This is a genomic window from Acinetobacter sp. 789_lipA, from assembly GCF_058242845.1.
The window spans coordinates 400360-417834 of sequence record NZ_JBZAYS010000001.1 but is presented as its reverse complement, the minus strand read 5'-3'; the positions used below and the strand labels follow the sequence as shown (position 1 = coordinate 417834).

17 protein-coding genes and 1 riboswitch are annotated in these 17475 nt (G+C 42.9%); of the genes, 9 read left to right on the top strand and 8 right to left on the bottom strand.

Annotation, left to right across the window (positions count from 1 at the left end; genetic code table 11):
- Window positions 1-206: 206 nt before the first annotated feature.
- From gluQRS to AC4CUZ_RS01955, 6 genes are all read right to left on the bottom strand, one after another.
- Complete coding sequence (gluQRS, locus tag AC4CUZ_RS01980) at window positions 207-1127, bottom strand: tRNA glutamyl-Q(34) synthetase GluQRS (protein ID WP_490747163.1); 921 nt, start codon at window positions 1125-1127, stop codon at window positions 207-209.
- Window positions 1128-1129: 2 nt separating this feature from the next.
- On the bottom strand, window positions 1130-1657 hold the full coding sequence (gene dksA, locus AC4CUZ_RS01975; RefSeq protein WP_004692816.1) for an RNA polymerase-binding protein DksA: 528 nt from the start codon (window positions 1655-1657) through the stop codon (window positions 1130-1132).
- Window positions 1658-1866: 209 nt separating this feature from the next.
- Entirely contained in the window at window positions 1867-2664 is a 798-nt protein-coding gene (gene cpdA / locus AC4CUZ_RS01970) for a 3',5'-cyclic-AMP phosphodiesterase (RefSeq protein WP_078390097.1), read from the bottom strand.
- 10 nt (window positions 2665-2674) lie between these two features.
- The gene (locus AC4CUZ_RS01965; protein WP_125273412.1) at window positions 2675-3295 is read right to left on the bottom strand and encodes an NUDIX domain-containing protein; all 621 of its coding nucleotides are present in this window, start codon (window positions 3293-3295) and stop codon (window positions 2675-2677) included.
- 75 nt (window positions 3296-3370) lie between these two features.
- Window positions 3371-5263 carry a phosphomethylpyrimidine synthase ThiC gene (gene thiC / locus AC4CUZ_RS01960; protein ID WP_490747162.1) on the bottom strand — a complete coding sequence of 631 codons (1893 nt, stop codon included), beginning with the start codon at window positions 5261-5263 and terminating at the stop codon, window positions 3371-3373.
- Between the two features lie 144 nt (window positions 5264-5407).
- Window positions 5408-5535, bottom strand: a riboswitch (TPP riboswitch).
- 68 nt (window positions 5536-5603) lie between these two features.
- A complete protein-coding gene (locus AC4CUZ_RS01955) occupies window positions 5604-6656 on the bottom strand; it encodes a hypothetical protein (RefSeq protein ID WP_178928104.1) in 1053 nt (350 codons plus the stop codon).
- A 280-nt stretch (window positions 6657-6936) separates the two neighbouring features.
- Here AC4CUZ_RS01955 and abuO point away from each other — a divergent pair, with 280 nt between their 5' ends.
- Both abuO and phoU read left to right on the top strand, forming a co-directional pair.
- Window positions 6937-8265 carry a multidrug efflux outer membrane protein AbuO gene (gene abuO, locus AC4CUZ_RS01950; RefSeq protein WP_178928103.1) on the top strand — a complete coding sequence of 443 codons (1329 nt, stop codon included), beginning with the start codon at window positions 6937-6939 and terminating at the stop codon, window positions 8263-8265.
- 90 nt (window positions 8266-8355) lie between these two features.
- Window positions 8356-9072, top strand: coding sequence for a phosphate signaling complex protein PhoU (gene phoU / locus AC4CUZ_RS01945; protein WP_004692799.1), 717 nt, complete (start codon window positions 8356-8358; stop codon window positions 9070-9072).
- Between the two features lie 403 nt (window positions 9073-9475).
- Here phoU and AC4CUZ_RS01940 read toward each other — a convergent pair whose 3' ends face one another.
- Together AC4CUZ_RS01940 and argH are read right to left on the bottom strand one after the other, a co-directional pair.
- Window positions 9476-9748, bottom strand: a complete 273-nt coding sequence (locus AC4CUZ_RS01940) for an oxidative damage protection protein (protein WP_004692798.1) — start codon at window positions 9746-9748, stop codon at window positions 9476-9478.
- A gap of 12 nt (window positions 9749-9760) precedes the next feature.
- Window positions 9761-11194: an argininosuccinate lyase gene (gene argH / locus AC4CUZ_RS01935; protein ID WP_348958306.1), complete on the bottom strand. Its 1434-nt coding sequence runs from the start codon at window positions 11192-11194 to the stop codon at window positions 9761-9763.
- Here argH and AC4CUZ_RS01930 point away from each other — a divergent pair.
- The 7 genes from AC4CUZ_RS01930 to AC4CUZ_RS01900 all read left to right on the top strand — a co-directional run bounded on the left by AC4CUZ_RS01930 (window position 11185) and on the right by AC4CUZ_RS01900 (window position 17434).
- Complete coding sequence (locus AC4CUZ_RS01930; protein WP_279691117.1) at window positions 11185-12339, top strand: sensor histidine kinase; 1155 nt, start codon at window positions 11185-11187, stop codon at window positions 12337-12339. The two genes, argH and AC4CUZ_RS01930, sit on opposite strands and share 10 nt — an antisense overlap.
- Window positions 12340-12390: 51 nt before the next feature.
- The gene (locus AC4CUZ_RS01925) at window positions 12391-13131 is read left to right on the top strand and encodes a LytR/AlgR family response regulator transcription factor (protein ID WP_078425925.1); all 741 of its coding nucleotides are present in this window, start codon (window positions 12391-12393) and stop codon (window positions 13129-13131) included.
- Between the two features lie 117 nt (window positions 13132-13248).
- Window positions 13249-14169: a hydroxymethylbilane synthase gene (hemC, locus tag AC4CUZ_RS01920; protein ID WP_490747161.1), complete on the top strand. Its 921-nt coding sequence runs from the start codon at window positions 13249-13251 to the stop codon at window positions 14167-14169.
- Window positions 14170-14181: 12 nt separating this feature from the next.
- Window positions 14182-14961, top strand: a complete 780-nt coding sequence (locus AC4CUZ_RS01915; RefSeq protein WP_419380939.1) for a uroporphyrinogen-III synthase — start codon at window positions 14182-14184, stop codon at window positions 14959-14961.
- Window positions 14958-15800 (top strand): hypothetical protein, encoded by an 843-nt coding sequence (locus AC4CUZ_RS01910; protein ID WP_087014448.1) that lies wholly within the window; start codon window positions 14958-14960, stop codon window positions 15798-15800. Before AC4CUZ_RS01915 ends, AC4CUZ_RS01910 begins: the two co-directional genes overlap by 4 nt.
- A 4-nt stretch (window positions 15801-15804) precedes the next feature.
- Entirely contained in the window at window positions 15805-16998 is a 1194-nt protein-coding gene (locus AC4CUZ_RS01905) for a heme biosynthesis protein HemY (protein WP_419380938.1), read from the top strand.
- A gap of 7 nt (window positions 16999-17005) precedes the next feature.
- Entirely contained in the window at window positions 17006-17434 is a 429-nt protein-coding gene (locus AC4CUZ_RS01900) for an acyl-CoA thioesterase (RefSeq protein ID WP_004978627.1), read from the top strand.
- Window positions 17435-17475: the final 41 nt, after the last annotated feature.

The window sequence follows — 17475 nt, the reverse complement described above, 5'->3', positions numbered from 1 at the left end:
TTTCATCACGCTTTCCGCAGACGAAACGTACTTTTCGTTATGCGGATAGCGTTTTAGCCCTTCCTAAATTGTGTTTCTCATCAGCACATTTATCCATCATTCTTTCATGATGAATGTGACTGTAATAATCTAATTTTTTGAATTTGCTTCAATTGAAACGTTGAGCGCTATACCTAGCATTGAGAGTTTCTGCTGTAATGGTTTTGCTATAAATAGATACCATGCAGGGTAGTACGGTGTGGAATCAGCGAAACATCCCATTGTGCGATGGCTTGTTGCAACATTCGTTCAGGGGTGTCTAGCTCGACAATTGGCTGATTTAGAGCATGTATCGCTTGAGCGAGTAGTGCAGGTGCTTGGTTAAGATCCAGTGCTTGTGCCATGTTTTGTTTAGACAACTTTTGCCCTTGATCATTCATGGCCAAAGGCAGGTGCATATAGCTAAGACGTGGGTAATCTAGCAGCTGACCTAAATAAATTTGGCGCTCGGTATTATCCAATAGATCTGCACCACGAACCACATGGGTGATGCCTTGTAGGTAGTCATCCACCACGACCGCTAATTGATAGTTGATAATGCCATCGCGGCGTTTCAGTACAAAGTCACCGAGCTCATGTGCCAGTTGTGAGCAGTGTCTGCCTTGCAGAGCATCATCAAAACAAATCTCGATATCTTCTACTTTGACGCGAATGGCTTGTTGCTCAAAAGGCAGAGCAAGGTCACGGCAGGTGCCTGCATAAATGTGGTTAGAACCGAGCATTTTGCGGGTGCACTGACAGGCATAGACCAGTTTGAGTTGATGCAGTTGTTGAATCACGTCTTCATAGAGGTCGAGACGATCTTTTTGGAAAATGATCTCCGCATCGGGCTGAAAGCCGAAAGCCTCGATACAACGCAAGATATGGCTTTCACTGCCAGGGTAAATACGCGGGATGTCAGTATCTTCGATACGAACCAACCATGTGCCTTGATGTGCTTTTGCTTCGCAATAACTGGCAACGGCTGTGATGAGTGAACCAAAATGCAAAGGGCCGGTTGGCGATGGCGCAAACCGACCCACATAAGCCATCCTGTTGTCCCCCTCCTTATGTAAAGGAGGGGTTGGGGGAGGATTATTGAATAACATGATTAACCGTTATTTTGCTTCTCTTTGATTTCTGCCAGTGTTTTGCAGTCAATACATAAAGTCGCTGTTGGACGAGCCTCTAAACGGCGCAGACCAATTTCGATACCACAGGTTTCACAGAAACCATAGTCATCGTTTTTAATCGCTTCAATAGATTGCTCGATTTTGCGGATGAGTTTACGTTCACGGTCACGTGTACGTAATTCAATTGCAAACTCTTCTTCTTGTGTCGCGCGGTCATTCACATCAGGCAAAGCGGTGTTTTCGTCTTGCATGGTGTTGAGTGTGCGGTCAACTTCTGACATCAACTCTGCTTTCCATGCCAACAAAATTTGGCGGAAGTGCTCAAGCTGACCTTCAGACATGTATTCTTCATTTTTTTTCGGCTGATAAGGTTCAATACCAAATAAGCTTGCAGTAGAACCACCGTCAGTCGCTTTAGGCTTAGTTTTGCGCACACGTTTTGTAGATTTTTCATCTACAACATCAGTTTGTTCGTCTAAGACAGTATTTTGGTTGTCATTCGCCATTTAGGGCAATCCTCATCATATACGTATCTTTAATACGCAAAAAATATGGTGATATGCAAGTGTTTTTATCCACCCTCGAGGAGATTAACCCTCGGGGGTCGTCATCATATAGACTTTTTAAGTATTTTGATAGTCTTTGATGTTTGGATTAAATTGATCACTTTTTCGTAAGAGCAACTAAGGTAATTGAAAACGATAAAAATGAAAAGTTAATAACCTGAAATTTCAACATTTATTTTTTGCTGTGCGTGTAAGACACGTTCTACGTGGGTTTCATGGCTGCCGTCTGCGTTTAATTGTAAAATACGATAACCCGGTGCTTGCTCATCTAAGGCGAAATGATCGCTTAAAGGCTTAAATTGGACACTGGTAGACGGCGTCGAGTAAAACTGAATACCATGCCATTCACGCCATGATTCTTGATGGACATGTCCCGACAGCACAATTTTGACATTGTGGTATTTGGCAAGAACCGCAGTGAGGTCTTGGGTGTTCTTGAGTTTATGTTGATCAATCCATTTTGACTGCATTTCAAAAGGATGATGATGACAGGCAATTACAATGTGTTGCTGGGAAAATTCTTGTAGGATTTGTTCCAGTTGGTTCAATTGTGCTTCATCGACCCAGCCATCGATTTTACCTTTGACGGCACTATTGAGTAAAACCATGCTCCAAGGACCAAAGTGAATCACATGAACTTTGTTTTGCTGCTGATGAAAAGGGAAGTGCTCGGCATTGTCATGATTGCCCGGAACTTGATAAAACGGCGTCTTTAAACTCTGCATAAAGTCTAAATAGCGTTGATAGGTTCGAGGCACAGGTACTTGTGCCAAGTCACCTGTATGGACGATGGCATTCAGCTGTGGGTGACGCTCAACAATATGTTGCATCACATGATGAAAGCTTTGCTCTGGATTCATACGTACAAACTCCAGATGATCTTGATCCATCAAGTGCGTATCTGAAATTTGGATAATGGTCCAATTTTTCTCATTATTTAAAGTCATGCCTGACCCCTTAGACATTCCTTGTCGTTTTAATCTGTTGTTGTAGCCATTGCAAGGCCATTATGACAGGCGCATTTCTGAGCCGACCATTGGAAAGTAATGTATCGATCTGCGCATAATCAATCAGGTGTAATAAAATATTTTCACCTTCATCGGGCATACCAAATACACCACCTTGTTCGGGTAAATCGGCCGCAGCACTATACAGATGAAACAGTTCCGCACAAGCACCTGCTGAAGGATAAAAGCTAAACAGATGTTGTAAGTGTTCAATCTGACAGCCTGATTCTTCTAATGCTTCACGGCGAATACAGCTTTCAGGTGATTCATCACCATCGAGTACTCCCGCAATAATCTCCAGCTGCCAAGCTGAATCTTGATCATCCATAGCACCAATACGAAATTGTTCAATCAAGGCAAATTTTTGTTGTGCATCATCATAAATCAAGACACCGGCAGCTTCAGGACGCTGAATGAGCTCACGTGAAATCACAGAGGTGTACTCAGTTTGATTAAACAGGCGATGACGTAAATTTACTTTTTCTACTTGAACAAAACCCTGAAAAACAAAGGCTCTGTCTACAATTTGGACATCTTCACTGTGATATGTAGCTTGCTTAATTATGTTCATAAAGCGCAATCAGGATGAAATTTATCATTTCATCCTAACTGAGAATCGCATGATTACAAAAGGTTTTTTATCAACTTACACTTTTTGGTACAAGTTTTGTCCGCTTGCATGGAATTGTTTTTTCATGCTATCGAGACCAGTTTCGACCTCTTCTTGCTGAATTTTATTCAGTGTAGCGTTTTGCTGATTTTGTGCATAATCACGCACGTTTTGGGTGATTTTCATCGAGCAAAACTTGGGACCGCACATCGAACAGAAGTGCGCGGATTTGTGCGCTTCCTTCGGCATGGTTTCATCATGCATGCTACGCGCTGTGTCTGGATCAAGGCTGAGATTAAACTGATCTTCCCAGCGGAATTCAAAACGTGCTTTAGATAAAGCATTGTCACGGACTTGCGCACCTGGATGACCTTTGGCCAAATCTGCTGCATGTGCTGCAATTTTATAGGTGATGATGCCATCTTTGACGTCTTTCTTGTTCGGCAGGCCCAAGTGTTCTTTAGGGGTGACATAACAGAGCATAGCAGTTCCATACCAACCAATCATCGCCGCACCAATCGCAGAAGTAATATGGTCATAACCTGGTGCAATATCGGTGGTCAATGGCCCTAAAGTGTAGAAGGGCGCTTCTTGGCAGACTTCAAGTTGTAGATCCATATTTTCTTTGATCATATGCATAGGCACATGCCCCGGACCTTCAATCATCACCTGCACATCATGTTTCCATGCGCGATGGGTCAGCTCGCCTAAAGTGCGTAATTCAGAGAACTGTGCTTCGTCATTGGCATCTTGGATACACCCCGGACGCAGGCCATCACCTAAGCTGAATGACACATCATAGGCTTTCATGATTTCGCAGATTTCATCAAAATGCGTATAGAGGAAGTTTTCTTGATGATGGGCCAAACACCACTGTGCCATGATCGAACCGCCACGAGACACGATACCAGTGAGGCGATTCGCCGTCATTGGAACATAACGTAATAAGACGCCTGCATGGATGGTGAAGTAATCTACGCCTTGTTCAGCTTGCTCGATCAGCGTGTCTTTGAAGATTTCCCACGTCAGGTCTTCCGCTACCCCATCAACTTTTTCTAAAGCTTGATAGATCGGTACAGTACCAATCGGAACAGGTGAGTTACGGATAATCCATTCTCGGGTTTCATGGATGTTCTTCCCTGTGGAGAGGTCCATGATGGTGTCTGCACCCCAACGGGTTGCCCATGTCATTTTTGCGACTTCTTCATCGATTGAAGAGCCGAGAGCCGAGTTACCAATATTGGCATTGATTTTCACCAAGAAGTTTCGGCCAATGATCATCGGTTCAATTTCAGGATGGTTAATATTGGCAGGGATAATCGCACGCCCTTCAGCCACTTCTTTGCGCACAAATTCAGGCGTGATTTCCATCAAGTTATGCGCACCAAAGTTTTGCCCCGCGTGTTGACGTGCATCGACCCCTTCACGTTGACGCTGATTTTCACGAATAGCGATGTATTCCATCTCAGGGGTAATAATGCCTTGTTTGGCATAATGCATCTGCGTGACATTGTGGCCTGCTTTGGCACGACGTGGTTTCTGGATGTGAGCAAAACGAATATCAGCGGTACGTATATCCCGTAAACGCTCTTGACCAAAGCTTGAACTGAGGCTGTCTAACATTTCAGTATCATTGCGCTCTTCAATCCAATTTTCGCGAACATTCGGTAGACCTTTGTTCAGATCAATACTGACATTGGTATCGGTATATACACCAGAGGTGTCATACACCATCACTGGTGGATTGTATTCACCGCCTAAGCCTGTTGGGGTTTCGGTCAGTTCAATCTCACGCATGGGAACTTGAATGTCTGGGTGTGAACCTTGGATATAAACTTTTTTAGAGGCAGGCAAGATACGGGTGAGATCTTTGGCATCTTGTTCATGTTGTGCTGAAATTTCAGCGGAAAGATTCGTTAACTGGTTCATTGCAATGATCCTTATGAATGACATCAACGAATCAAGCACGACCAAAAACGATGGCAATTGAAGCTATTTCTGTGTGTTGTTGATTTGGTGATACAAATGCAACGGATGTATTTCTACTGGAAATAGTTCAAGGAAAGGCGTTCAGTTTTTAGATGGCTTGATTCCTACGCAGGTCTTAACCTGATCAGGTTCAACGGTACTCAGCTTCAAAACTTTATTGAAAAGTCTTAGCTGATCTCAGCGAGCAATTACTCGCGCTCCGTCAAGCGATGCATCATCTTAACATGCACTGTTGTTAAAAACAGCGACCTTTTTATTCAAAGTGTGAAAGGAGATTTGTTCAGCGTTCTAAGCAAATGGCATCGCTTAAGCAGTCTTTGCCTTGATCGGGTTGGACCATACGCAGTTGAATAAAATGCGCCAATTGTCTTTGCAAGAGTTGATCTGCACCGAGGCGCTGCACATGAGCGGAAGCAGGCAATATGATTTGAGCCGCTCTTTGTTCAGGACTGAGCGCCACAAACTGTAAAAATAAGCTTGCTTGATCCGTCACTATTGAATTTTTTAATGCGGCTAGGCGCTCAATTTCTTCCAAATAATTGCTTTGCACGGTATAGCCGTCGTAAACGCGTTGAGTATCCAGTCCGATAAACAAGAGGGTGCTGTATAGATTCAACAGATGACGTGCATCTTGGTGGTAGCTACTTTTCGGATATTGCTGTAAATAGCTTTCCCAATACAGCGCACGATCCGCAATTTCTTTGGCGTCAATTTTGACCTGACTCCCAATCACGGCAGGGTATTGATTCTGTGTCGCCAGATGTTCAATAAACTCTTGCTCTGCGACAGGGAGATAAGGCGCAAAAATTTTGGCTAAATACTCAGGACTACGGCGGTAATGCACTTGTCCTTCGCCTGCATCAAACAGCTCGACATAAGACTGCCCTTGGTGTTTGATGAGGTATTGGTCGCGAATGGTGAGTTGCTCAAAAAGACTTTGTTGAATGGTCGGATGCTGAGCCATTTCTAGAGCATAGCTTTCAAAAGCGCGCTGCTGTTGTGGTGTACGTTCAACCGATAAAAAGTCACGGTACATTTTATTGGATAAACCCAATAAATGCTTTTGTTGTTGAAAGCCGAGTAAAGGTAAACACAGCTTAAGATCTTGATTGATTTGCTCTAGAGCAAAAGTCGTACGTTGTGCATCTATTTCCGACATGTTTTTGTCAATTTTTTGGCACAAGTCGGTTAAGTCCAAGGTTTGAGTCGAAGATGCTTCTATTTGTGCGGGCTCTTGAAAGCTGACAGGTTCAGGTTTCTGACAGGCAGCCAACAGCGCACACATAAAAATCAGTGCGTAAGGTTTAAGCGAAAATAAAGAAGAATGATTCACAGCGACTCGATCAAAAAACTCAGTTCAGCGACAACACAGTAGAGAAACTCCTTTTCTCCGTGGCTCATTTTATAGGGGGAATGGAATTTTTAATGTGTAGTATTGTGAATGAGTTTATTGAACGGGCTATGACACTATTCAATATTTACTTCATAATGAACAGATTAGTGCGCGCTATTGTAACCAGTGCAATAAAAAATATACGAAAATAATGACAACTCGTTTTAGTATAGCGTTGCTTAGAACGAGGCCAGTGAGGCGGAAAGGTGGACCAAAAACAATGAAGATTAAATGTGTCCTGGCCAGCTGTGTGTTGTTTTTCGCGCCGTGGAGTCATGCCTTGGATTTGGTCGACGCGTTACAACGCGCCAAAGTCAATGATCCCAACTGGCAAGCCAATTTACTCCAATATGAAGCAGATCAACTCAATTTAGGCATTGCTCAAGGTAACTTACTACCTACCATTAGTCTGTCTGGTAATGTGACTCGAAAAAATCAACCCATTGGGCAGGTGAGTTCGGTTCTTTCCATGCCCGATACGACCACCACCAAACAAGTGGCGATTACGGCGCGCCAACCCCTTTTTCGTTGGGATGCGTGGGAAAGATTGAAACAAGTCAAGACCTCCCTCAGTTTAAGTGAAGTCAATTTACAGCTACAGCGGCAGCAACACATTTTAGACGTGACGGAAGCCTATTTTAATGTACTGCGCCAACAAAGTTTAACCGCAGCCAATTTACAAGAAGAACAGGCTCTACTTGAGCAACTGAATATGATGAATGCCAAACTCAGAGAGGGTTTGGTGGCAAAAAGTGATGTGAGTGAGGCCAATGCACAATACCAAAGCGCACAGGCTAACCGCATTGCGACGCATGTACAACTGGTCTTGGCGCAGGAACAACTGGCGCAAATTATCGGGCCTTATCAAGAAAACTTGGCAGTGCTGCGTGAAGACTTTCAGTTTCAAAAACCTTATCCAGCAGAGCTTTCAGCATGGACCAATTTAGCTCTCGCACAGAACCTAGGCATTCAGCAGGCACGCTTACAACAGCGCTATGCTGAAGATCAAAAACGGGTTGAACAAGCTGCTTTTTATCCGCAAATTGAAGCTGTGGGAAGCTATGGTTATAGTGAACAGACGCCTGAGAATATTATGTCGGCCAAAGGCAACTTTGATCAGATTGGTATTGAGATGAATTGGAATGTCTATACGGGGGGACGAACCAAGAAGTCGATTCAAAAAGCCGTTGTTAACGTCAAAAAATCTGAAGCTGAACTGGATGCCGCCATCCGTAAAGCCAACACCGAGGTGAAAAAGTCTTATTTGCAAGTGGAAACAGACCAAGCCAAGTTGCAAGCACGTAAAGCTGCTATGGAATCATCCAGCCTCGTCTCTCGTGCCTCACAAGCGCAGTATCAAGAAGGCTTAAAAACCATGGTCGATGTTTTACTGGCACAGCGCAATGCCTTTTCGGCCAAGCAAGACTATGTCAATGCCAAGTATGACTACCTGATCAATGTCTTGCATTTAAAGGCATCTGTGGGTAAGTTGACTGAACAAGATATTCAAGAAATGAATGCATGGTTGGTGGACAAAGCACGCTTATAAAATGGGCGTTGTCATCAAATCTTCATAATTGATATGCTTTAATATCGCTCAATCTTTAGTCCCTCATGATGTTGCTGTGGAGTACGTCCTTTGCCAAATAGTCCTGTTTTAAACCATCACATTTCTTCGCAATTCAACGAAGATTTGCAGGATGTGAACACCAAATTTATGACCATGGGTGGTTTGGTAGAGCAACAAGTGGCAAATGCAATTCATGCGCTACTCGACACTGATGCCAACTTAGCGGTCGATGTCCAGTTTAAAGACAATGCGGTGAATCAGCTCGAACGTGAAATTGATGAGGCCTTGACCTTGATTTTGGCGCGTCGTCATCCTGCTGCGATTGATTTGCGTATGGTAATTGCGATGTCGAAAGCCAATACCGACCTAGAGCGTATTGGTGATGAAGCGGCGAAAATTGCTCGTATTGCGCAAAGCTTATGTGAAGATGGCGAATCCCCTCGCGGTTATATGGAAACGCGTCATATTGGTAACCAAGTCCGTGTCATGATTCATGATGCCCTAGACGCTTTTGCACGCTTAGATGCAGAACAAGCGCTACGTGTGATGATGGCCGATGCTGATATTGACCGTGAATATCAATCTGCAACGCGTACTTTGATGACTTATATGATTGAAGACCCGCGTCATATTGCCCGTGTGATTAATGTGATGTGGGTATTGCGTTCATTAGAACGGATTGGCGATCATGCGCGTAATATCTCTGAACAAGTGATTTACATGGTGAAAGGTTTGGATGTACGTCATACCAGTTTTGAAGAAGTTGAAAAACATATCCAAAAATAAAAAAAGCGAAACTTATTTTTCAAGCACAACTTCGGTTGTGCTTTTTAATGGTTGCTTAATTTTCGGATAAAAAAAATCTCAGACTTTGGGGGAAATCTGAGACTAAAATCGGGGATATTTATCGTTATCGATAAGAGGTTTCCCTCTATCCTTGAATGCCATTATAGGAAAGATGTTTTTCTGCGTCATGTAGGTTCTTGTAGTGTAATGTTGAGTTTTGCAATGGTTGTGTAGCGCTATGTTTACACTTAATTATTTAGATACAAATAGCTGTTCTATAGTCTGATTGAGTCATTAATATGTCATCTATTTGGGGTTTGGTCATCCCTGTGCTTGGATAGAACATTGTATGAATAAAAAGAAAAGCCCCGATGTCGGAGCTTTTCAAATGTGCAACGCTTTATCACGCCTCAGGCTTTAAGCCTTCTGCTTTTTCTAAGCTTTCATCATTGTTAAAGAACTTCTCACGTTGTTCTTCAAGAAACTTTTTCGCATCAGGTTCAAACACATTTAAGCGTTTTTCATTGATTAAAGTGGTTTGGTGCTTTAACCATTCTCCCCAAGCTTGCTTGGAGATGTTTTCAAAAAGTTCTTGGCCTTTTGCACCAGGAAACGGTGCAAAGTCTAAACCTTCCATTTCTGTTTGATATTTACGGCAAAAAACTTGTCGAGTCATATCTAGACGTCCTTATTGAGCATAAAGTTTTTCTAAACGCGCATGGGCACGTTCAATGGCAGCTTCGACTTGCGCAGGTGCAGTTCCACCAATGTGGTTACGTGCATTGACTGACGCTTCAAGGGTTAGTGCTTTTTCAAATACATCCGCTTGAATTAAGTCAGAGAACTGTTGAAGTTGTTCTAAAGTTAATTCAGAAAGATCTTTTGACTCTTGAACACCTAAAGCAACAGCTTTACCCACAATTTCATGTGCATCACGGAAAGCCACGCCATTTTTCACAAGGTAATCAGCCAAGTCAGTTGCGGTTGAGAAACCACGCAGCGCTGCTTCACGCATGATGTCGATGTTTGGCACCAAAGCAGGAATCATGTCTGCAAAAGCCATGAGCGAGCCACGCACGGTATCAATCGCATCAAACAACGGTTCTTTGTCTTCTTGGTTGTCTTTGTTATACGCCAACGGTTGACCTTTCATCAGTGTTAACAAACTCATCAAGTCGCCATAGACACGGCCTGTTTTACCACGCACTAACTCAGGCACATCTGGATTTTTCTTTTGTGGCATGATTGAAGAGCCAGTACAGAAACGGTCTGGAATGTTTACAAACTTAAACTGTGCAGACGTCCAAAGAATCAGTTCTTCTGACATACGTGATAAGTGCATCATGATCAGAGAAGCCGCAGCATTGAATTCAATACCGAAGTCGCGATCAGATACTGCATCGAGTGAGTTTTCAGAAACCGCTTCAAAACCCAGTAACTCTGCTGTAAATGTGCGGTCGATTGGGTAAGTGGTACCCGCAAGTGCTGCTGAACCTAAAGGCATACGGTTAGTACGTTTACGACAGTCAATGAGACGCTCAGAGTCACGTACTAACATTTCAAACCATGCCAACAGATGGTGACCAAAAGTCACGGGCTGTGCCGTTTGTAAGTGGGTGAAGCCCGGCATAATGGTATGTGTGTTTTGCGCAGCAATACTCAAAATACCTTTTTGTAATTTTTTTAGTAATTCTAAAATGGCATCGATCTCATCGCGGACATAGAGGCGAATATCGGTTGCCACTTGGTCATTACGGCTACGACCGGTATGGAGCTTTTTACCTGTGATGCCAATCCGTTGAGTTAAACGCGACTCAATGTTCATGTGCACATCTTCTAGGTCAATACGCCATTGGAACTGACCCGCTTCGATTTCAGCTTGAATGGTGTTTAAGCCATTGATGATGTCATCGCGTTCTTGTTCAGTCAGAACGCCAACTTTTGCAAGCATGGTCGCATGAGCAATAGAACCTGCAATATCTTGTTTATAAAAGCGTTGGTCAAATTGTACAGATGCTGTAAATTCAGCAACAAAGGCATCAGTAGCTTCAGAGAAACGACCGCCCCACATACCCGAAGTTTGGGCTTGTGACGGATTTGAGGAATTAGAAGATGTGGTCATGTCGGCTCAATAAGATAAAAAGCGGTAGAACTCGCATGAGTATAACAAATTCAAGACAACTTGCCGAAGTTCAAGATGCGCAAAGTTTAACTTCCAGCATGGCTAAGCCAAATATCTCTTATTTATTTAGTAAAATCGTGCAATGGCCGCATTTGTTGGAATTATTTGTAGGTGGAAATTTGTTGGCCATGCTGTTGGCTTTGGCCGAGGCGCAGTCTTGGTCAAACTTGGTGTTTGAGCATGTACTCGGTTATATGCTTTACATCAATTGGGTTTTGTTGTCTTTTGCTGCGCTGATGCAATATGGACAAAAAAAGTTGCAAGATTTGAGTCTCGGTATGACTTTATTGTCAGGCTTTTTTCTATTGCAGATCATTGTGTTGGTGACCACGCTCAGCCTTAATATACTGATCTTCTTTGGAGCTAATTTTAGTTTCAATGGTTTGACTTCAGCCATCTTATGGAATGATGTGGCTTTGCATTTGGGCTATGGCTTGCTGTTAGGCAGCTTTTGTTTTCGTTATTTGTACCTAAGAGAGCAATGGTTTAGGCAGCAAAACAGTGAGCTGAATGCACGGGTGCAGGCCATGCAAGCCCGTATCCACCCGCATTTTTTGTTTAATAGTTTAAACAATGTGATTAGCTTGATCGCGATTGACCCAGATAAAGCCGAACAGATGTTGCTCAATCTATCGCGTCTGTTTAGAGCCAGTTTCCAAGAGTTAAAACTGGTCAAGCTCAGTGATGAAATTGAGTTGTGTCAGCGTTATTTGGCGATTGAGCAAATTCGTTTGGGGGATCGTTTACAGGTTGAATGGAAAATCGAGCATGCCGAATTATGTCAGCAGGTACAAATTCCACTATTAACTTTACAACCTTTACTTGAAAATAGTATTTTTCATGGTGTTGAAAAATTTTTAACTAAGAGTACGATAAGTGTACTGATTGAAATATTGCAAAATCAAGTTAATATCGTCATAACTAACCCATTTACAAAGGAAACAATTCATAAACGACAAGGACATGGTATTGCCATTGAAAATGTGAAGCAGCGTCTAGAGGCATATTTTGGGCGAACTGTGAGCTTTCAAACCTATGCAGGGGAGGGAATGTATACCACTGTTGTGCAGTATCAATATAAATAAGCCGCAGTGAACCTATAAAAATAAACAAGGTGACTGTTGGGGAGGAGATAAATGGACATCCTAATTTGTGATGATGAGCCTTTAGCAATCGAACGTTTGTCTAGATTGGTGAGTCAGCTCGGACATCAAGTGGTGGCAACAGCCTCACATGGTCAACAAGCAATTGAATTAACTCAACAATATGAACCAGATGTGGTACTTTTAGATATTCAAATGCCAGAAATGGATGGTTTGACCTGTGCGCATTATTTGCGCCAACTTGAACCGATGCCTGCTTTGGTGTTTTGTACAGCTTATGATGAACATGCGCTCGATGCATTTAAGTCACATGCTGAAGGTTATTTATTAAAACCAGTGATGCAACAGGAATTGCAACAGGTGCTTGGTCACCTCACTAAATTAACCCAAGCTCAAATGAGCGAGATAAAACAAAAAGAAAATATGGATGAATTTAACATAAAGCGACATCAAATCGCAGCGAAAACCTATCGTGGTGTGGAATTGGTTCCCATTGAAAATATTTACTATTTTTTGGCGGATCAAAAATATGTCACGGTACGCCACAAAAACGGCAGTGTCTTAATTGATGAAACCTTAAAAGACTTAGAGTATGAGTTTGGGGATGCCTTTATTCGTATCCACCGTAATGCCTTGGTTTCAGTTCACTTTTTAGAAGGGCTTGAAGTGGTCAACTCTGGGCAGTATCAAGTGCGTTGCCGTGAGTTAGATGAGCGTCTAGCGGTGAGTCGACGGCATTTACCGGGCTTGCGCGAGCGCTTACATAAGCTTTAGCATGCCAATTTAATGGCTCTGCTGCTGATGAGACGGGGTGCTTTGGGCTGAATACATTTCCAATGGGGGAAATTCAGTTTAAGATAGTTTCATTCTTATCGGCACATACTAAAATTTATGAAAACCCTAAAGATCGCTACTCGACAAAGCCCACTTGCCCTTTGGCAGGCTGAACATATTCGTGCTCGTTTAGAAGCATTGCATGCGGGGCTCACAGTAGAGTTGGTGACTTTTGTTACCCAAGGGGACAAAATTTTAGATACACCATTGGCAAAAATTGGTGGCAAAGGTTTATTTGTCAAAGAGCTTGAAGCAGCGTTATTGGATGGTCGTGCTGATTTGGCGGTGCATTCGATGAAAGATGTTCCGATGGCTTTGCCTGAAGGTTTGTCGCTGGCCGTCATTTGTGAGCGTGAAGATCCTTTAGATGCTTTTGTGTCGAATAGTTATGCGAGTTTTGATGCATTGCCACAAGGAGCAAAGGTCGGCACTTCGAGTTTACGCCGTAAATGCCAAATTTTAAAACAACGACCTGACCTAGAGATTATCGACTTACGAGGGAACGTGGGAACGCGTTTATCTAAATTGGATGAAGGTCAGTATGATGCCATTATTTTGGCCAGTGCTGGATTAAAGCGCTTGGGTTTGGCAGAACGTATCCGTCATACCATTCGCCCAGAGTTGAGTTTACCTGCCGTGGGTCAGGGCGCTTTAGGGCTAGAGTGCCGTGCAAATGATCAAGCGGTATTGGATTTGATTCATCCTTTATTACATGTAGAAACCGATACCTGTGTTCGCGCTGAACGTGCTTTCAATGCTTATCTTGAGGGGGGATGTCAGGTACCCATTGCGGGCTATGCCACTTTAGCAGACAACCGCATTCAGCTTGAAGGGCGTGTGGGGAGTGTCGATGGGCAAACGCTCCTCAAAGCACAAGTGGCGGGTGATGCGGCTGAAGCCAAGCATTTGGGTGTTGTCCTTGCACAAGAGTTATTGGCTCAAGGTGCAGGCGACTTACTCAAAGCCTTTTATCACTAATATTTCTTAACGATGCTGTTTATTAATACGCGCCCAATTGATCGCGCGGCAAGCCTCACGATGGCACTAGAGCAACAGGCTGTTGAAGTCTATGCATTGCCGTTACTGGAGTTGTTGCCTAGAGCATGGGATCATGATCTGGCACGCTTGTATCAGCAGTTAGAGCACACCCAAGTGATTGTGGTGGTCAGCCCCAGTGCCGTGCAGTTTGGTATGGCACATTTGCTGCAAAGTGGTTTAACGGTGTCCGATTTACAGCATATTCAATGGATTGCGGTTGGACAAAAAACAGCGCAGGCTTTGGCTGAATATGGTTTGGATAGTGTGGTGCCTGAGGTGGAAACCTCTGAAGGGATGTTACAACTGCCTGTTTTGCAGAACTTGGCCAGCAATGCGAGCATTGCGTTTTGGCGGGGAGAGGGTGGGCGTCAGTTTATGATGGACACCTTAATGCAACATGGGCGTCTTATACTGAACTTTGTTTTGTATGAGCGTCATTGTCCAAATGAAACGATGCAGCAACAGGCTGAACTAATTCAATGTTTATCAGAACATAATCACTACGTCGCACTGATCAGCAGTGAGGCCAGTTGGCTGAATTGGTTAGCTCTGCTGGACTCAAATATTCAGCTTCTGCAACAAGGACACTTTTTGGTGTTGGGTGAGCGTTTGGCACAGATCTTGAAACAGTATCAACAGCAAATGCATGTGCCGTTTAAAATGAGTGTACTGAAAGATTTAAAGACAGCCACGATTGTACAGTTGTTACAAAGTGAGCAAGGGAACGCATGAAGAAGATTCTTATCATTGTATTGATGGCTGCATTGGCGTGGATTGCGAAGCTAAGTTATGACGTGTGGGGGCTGAGTACACAGCAAGCTACTTTGCTCAATGAAATGCACCAAATCGAACAGCGCAGCGCCAATTTGAACGATCAAGTCGTGGCTATGCAGCGTCAAAAAGAAACTTTGAAACAAAACCCTGCAACAGTGAATACGATGAGTAGCCAACCTGCCGAATTGGTGGTTGAGGGTATTGATCCAATTTTGTTTATTAAGCAACAGTTGGACTTGGTTGAGTTTGCCTTAAAGCAACAGCAGTATGTGGTGGCCACCGATAAGTTGGCTTTTTTAGATATGCAGCTGGAAAAATATAACTTGGCTGTGGCGTTGAAGCAAAGTTTGCATCAGGTCATAGCGCGAGATATGCAAACCATTCAGAAGTTTGTGGCTGAGCGCAATGAGCAGCAAGCGTTGATTAACCGCCAGCTGCAACAGATTGATCAGGCTTTAAGTCGAGAAATACAACAACCTCAGTTAAACACCACGCGCGATACGTCCGAATCCTTTTGGAAACAATGGTTGAGGCTCGAACCTGCGCAAGCACCTGCAACAGCGTTAATGCAACGACAAATCGTGCTTAAAGAAGCCCAGTTACGCTTATTGTTGGCACGCCAAGCCTTAGCTGCAGGGCAATATACCGAATACCAAAAAGACTTAACCGAAGTAATGCTGTTGATCCAGCAACTTCCAGACCCTAAAGCCAAAGAGCTGCTGAAACAGCTGAATAAGCTGAAAACATTGGTGGTTGTCCCAACGCCTATTTTAAGTACGCGTGCGTTGTTGGGGTAATGGAATGAAACAAATACTGATTGCTTATGGTTTGGTGAGTTTAATTGCAATTGCTGTGTTGAGTGTCTTGAGTTATGGGCATGGTGCGGGTTATGTCTACGTGTTTTGGCATGACTGGCAGTTACAAACCAATCTCTGGATCGTATTTATTGCTCTAGCACTGCTTAGTTTTAGCTTGCATTTGGTTTGGTTGGGGCTAAAACGGTATCTCAGTCGAGAAAAACGCAAAGCGGAAACTGTTTTTGATTTTAAAAGTTTGCATCCTTATGAACAACTGGCTGTGATTTGGCTGTTGGATGCAGGTCGAGATCAACAAGCCTTTATTCAAAATGCCTTCGCGCAGTCGGGCTTGCTCAAAAGTATAATCGATGCACGTTTATATTTGATGCAGGAGCAGTTCCCTGAAGCCTTAAGCGCCTTGAGCCAAAGCAATGCCATGGCTTTTGAGTTGGCTGAACTGCAGCGTATTGAACTGTTTTTAGCACAAGAAGATGCAGAACAGGCTTTAACCCATCTAGAGTTTCTCAATCAACATGAACTTTCACCTTGGCTTAAAGATGTGCAAACCGCTTATGAAGCGTGTTTAAAAGAGCTATGGGGGCGTTTTGCGATTCAGTTTCCGTGGCTGTATTTACGCTCAACCCAATATGGTCATTTAGATCAAGATGTGAAAAAAGCATGGCTGAAGCGTTTGTTGATAAAATTTGATCAAGCCAATTATGAAAATTTAGAGGATTTAAAACAACGTTATTTGGATTTGTCTGATCAGATTTTCAGCCGCAGTTATGATGTTCAACTGCTGTGGCTTAAGTTATTAGCACGTATGCCAGACATGAGTGAACAGCATGAATACTTGTCGATTTATTTACTCAATCAGCAGTTTAATTCGGAAGTATTTTATTTGTGGTTCCAGCAGCAACTTTTGAAACAGCAACCCGATTATGTGGACTTGCAGCAACACATTGAAGCATGGGAAGTGAAGTATAAGAGTGTGCCGGTTTTGAGTTTTGCTAAGTGGCATATTTATACTGCTTTAGGCATGAAAGAGCAGGCAGATGCGTTATTAAGTTTATATCCCGATAATGTATTAATGAACTATTTAAGAATCAAATCGACCTTAAATGGTGATGAAGATTTAATTAAACAGTTAAATTTAATTTTTGAAAATAATGCAAATTTTGTAGAAATGAAAATATAGGTACATAATGCAGAGTGTTTTAGATTACCCATTGGTTTATACTCAACACGTGGCTTGGGGAGATATGGATGCCTTTGGTCATGTTAATAATGTCATGTATTATCGTTATGTAGAGAGTGCTCGTTTGGCTTATATTGAACATACGGGTATTTTATCTGCGGATGTACTGACCGTTGTTGCATCAAATCAGTGCAAATATTTAAAACCAGTATTTTATCCAGACCAATTAAAAATTAGTGCACGTATTGAAGAACTCAGAAATAGTGCATTTCGTATGCACTATTTATTATGGAGTGAACAGCAACAAGCGTTCGTTGCAGAAGCAGAAGCGGTCATTGTTTGTGTGGATAAAACCAATATGCAGAAAACATTAATTCCTGAACTGGTGCGTCAAAAACTCAAAGAATTTGAGTTAACGGTCGGTCATCAAATATAAATATCTTTTTATTTATTTTAAAAGTCGCTAGACTATATAAA

What these genes read in the sequence shown, in the direction of transcription:
- gluQRS (WP_490747163.1), bottom strand. Translation starts at nt 1,127, where the DNA reads ATGTTATTCAATAATCCTCCCCCAACCCCTCCTTTACATAAGGAGGGG.
- dksA (WP_004692816.1), bottom strand. Translation starts at nt 1,657, where the DNA reads ATGGCGAATGACAACCAAAATACTGTCTTAGACGAACAAACTGATGTT.
- cpdA (WP_078390097.1), bottom strand. Translation starts at nt 2,664, where the DNA reads ATGACTTTAAATAATGAGAAAAATTGGACCATTATCCAAATTTCAGAT.
- AC4CUZ_RS01965 (WP_125273412.1), bottom strand. Translation starts at nt 3,295, where the DNA reads ATGAACATAATTAAGCAAGCTACATATCACAGTGAAGATGTCCAAATT.
- thiC (WP_490747162.1), bottom strand. Translation starts at nt 5,263, where the DNA reads ATGAACCAGTTAACGAATCTTTCCGCTGAAATTTCAGCACAACATGAA.
- abuO (WP_178928103.1), top strand. Translation starts at nt 6,937, where the DNA reads ATGAAGATTAAATGTGTCCTGGCCAGCTGTGTGTTGTTTTTCGCGCCG.
- AC4CUZ_RS01940 (WP_004692798.1), bottom strand. Translation starts at nt 9,748, where the DNA reads ATGACTCGACAAGTTTTTTGCCGTAAATATCAAACAGAAATGGAAGGT.
- AC4CUZ_RS01930 (WP_279691117.1), top strand. Translation starts at nt 11,185, where the DNA reads ATGTGGTCATGTCGGCTCAATAAGATAAAAAGCGGTAGAACTCGCATG.
- argH (WP_348958306.1), bottom strand. Translation starts at nt 11,194, where the DNA reads ATGACCACATCTTCTAATTCCTCAAATCCGTCACAAGCCCAAACTTCG.
- AC4CUZ_RS01925 (WP_078425925.1), top strand. Translation starts at nt 12,391, where the DNA reads ATGGACATCCTAATTTGTGATGATGAGCCTTTAGCAATCGAACGTTTG.
- hemC (WP_490747161.1), top strand. Translation starts at nt 13,249, where the DNA reads ATGAAAACCCTAAAGATCGCTACTCGACAAAGCCCACTTGCCCTTTGG.
- AC4CUZ_RS01915 (WP_419380939.1), top strand. Translation starts at nt 14,182, where the DNA reads ATGCTGTTTATTAATACGCGCCCAATTGATCGCGCGGCAAGCCTCACG.
- AC4CUZ_RS01910 (WP_087014448.1), top strand. Translation starts at nt 14,958, where the DNA reads ATGAAGAAGATTCTTATCATTGTATTGATGGCTGCATTGGCGTGGATT.
- AC4CUZ_RS01905 (WP_419380938.1), top strand. Translation starts at nt 15,805, where the DNA reads ATGAAACAAATACTGATTGCTTATGGTTTGGTGAGTTTAATTGCAATT.
- AC4CUZ_RS01900 (WP_004978627.1), top strand. Translation starts at nt 17,006, where the DNA reads ATGCAGAGTGTTTTAGATTACCCATTGGTTTATACTCAACACGTGGCT.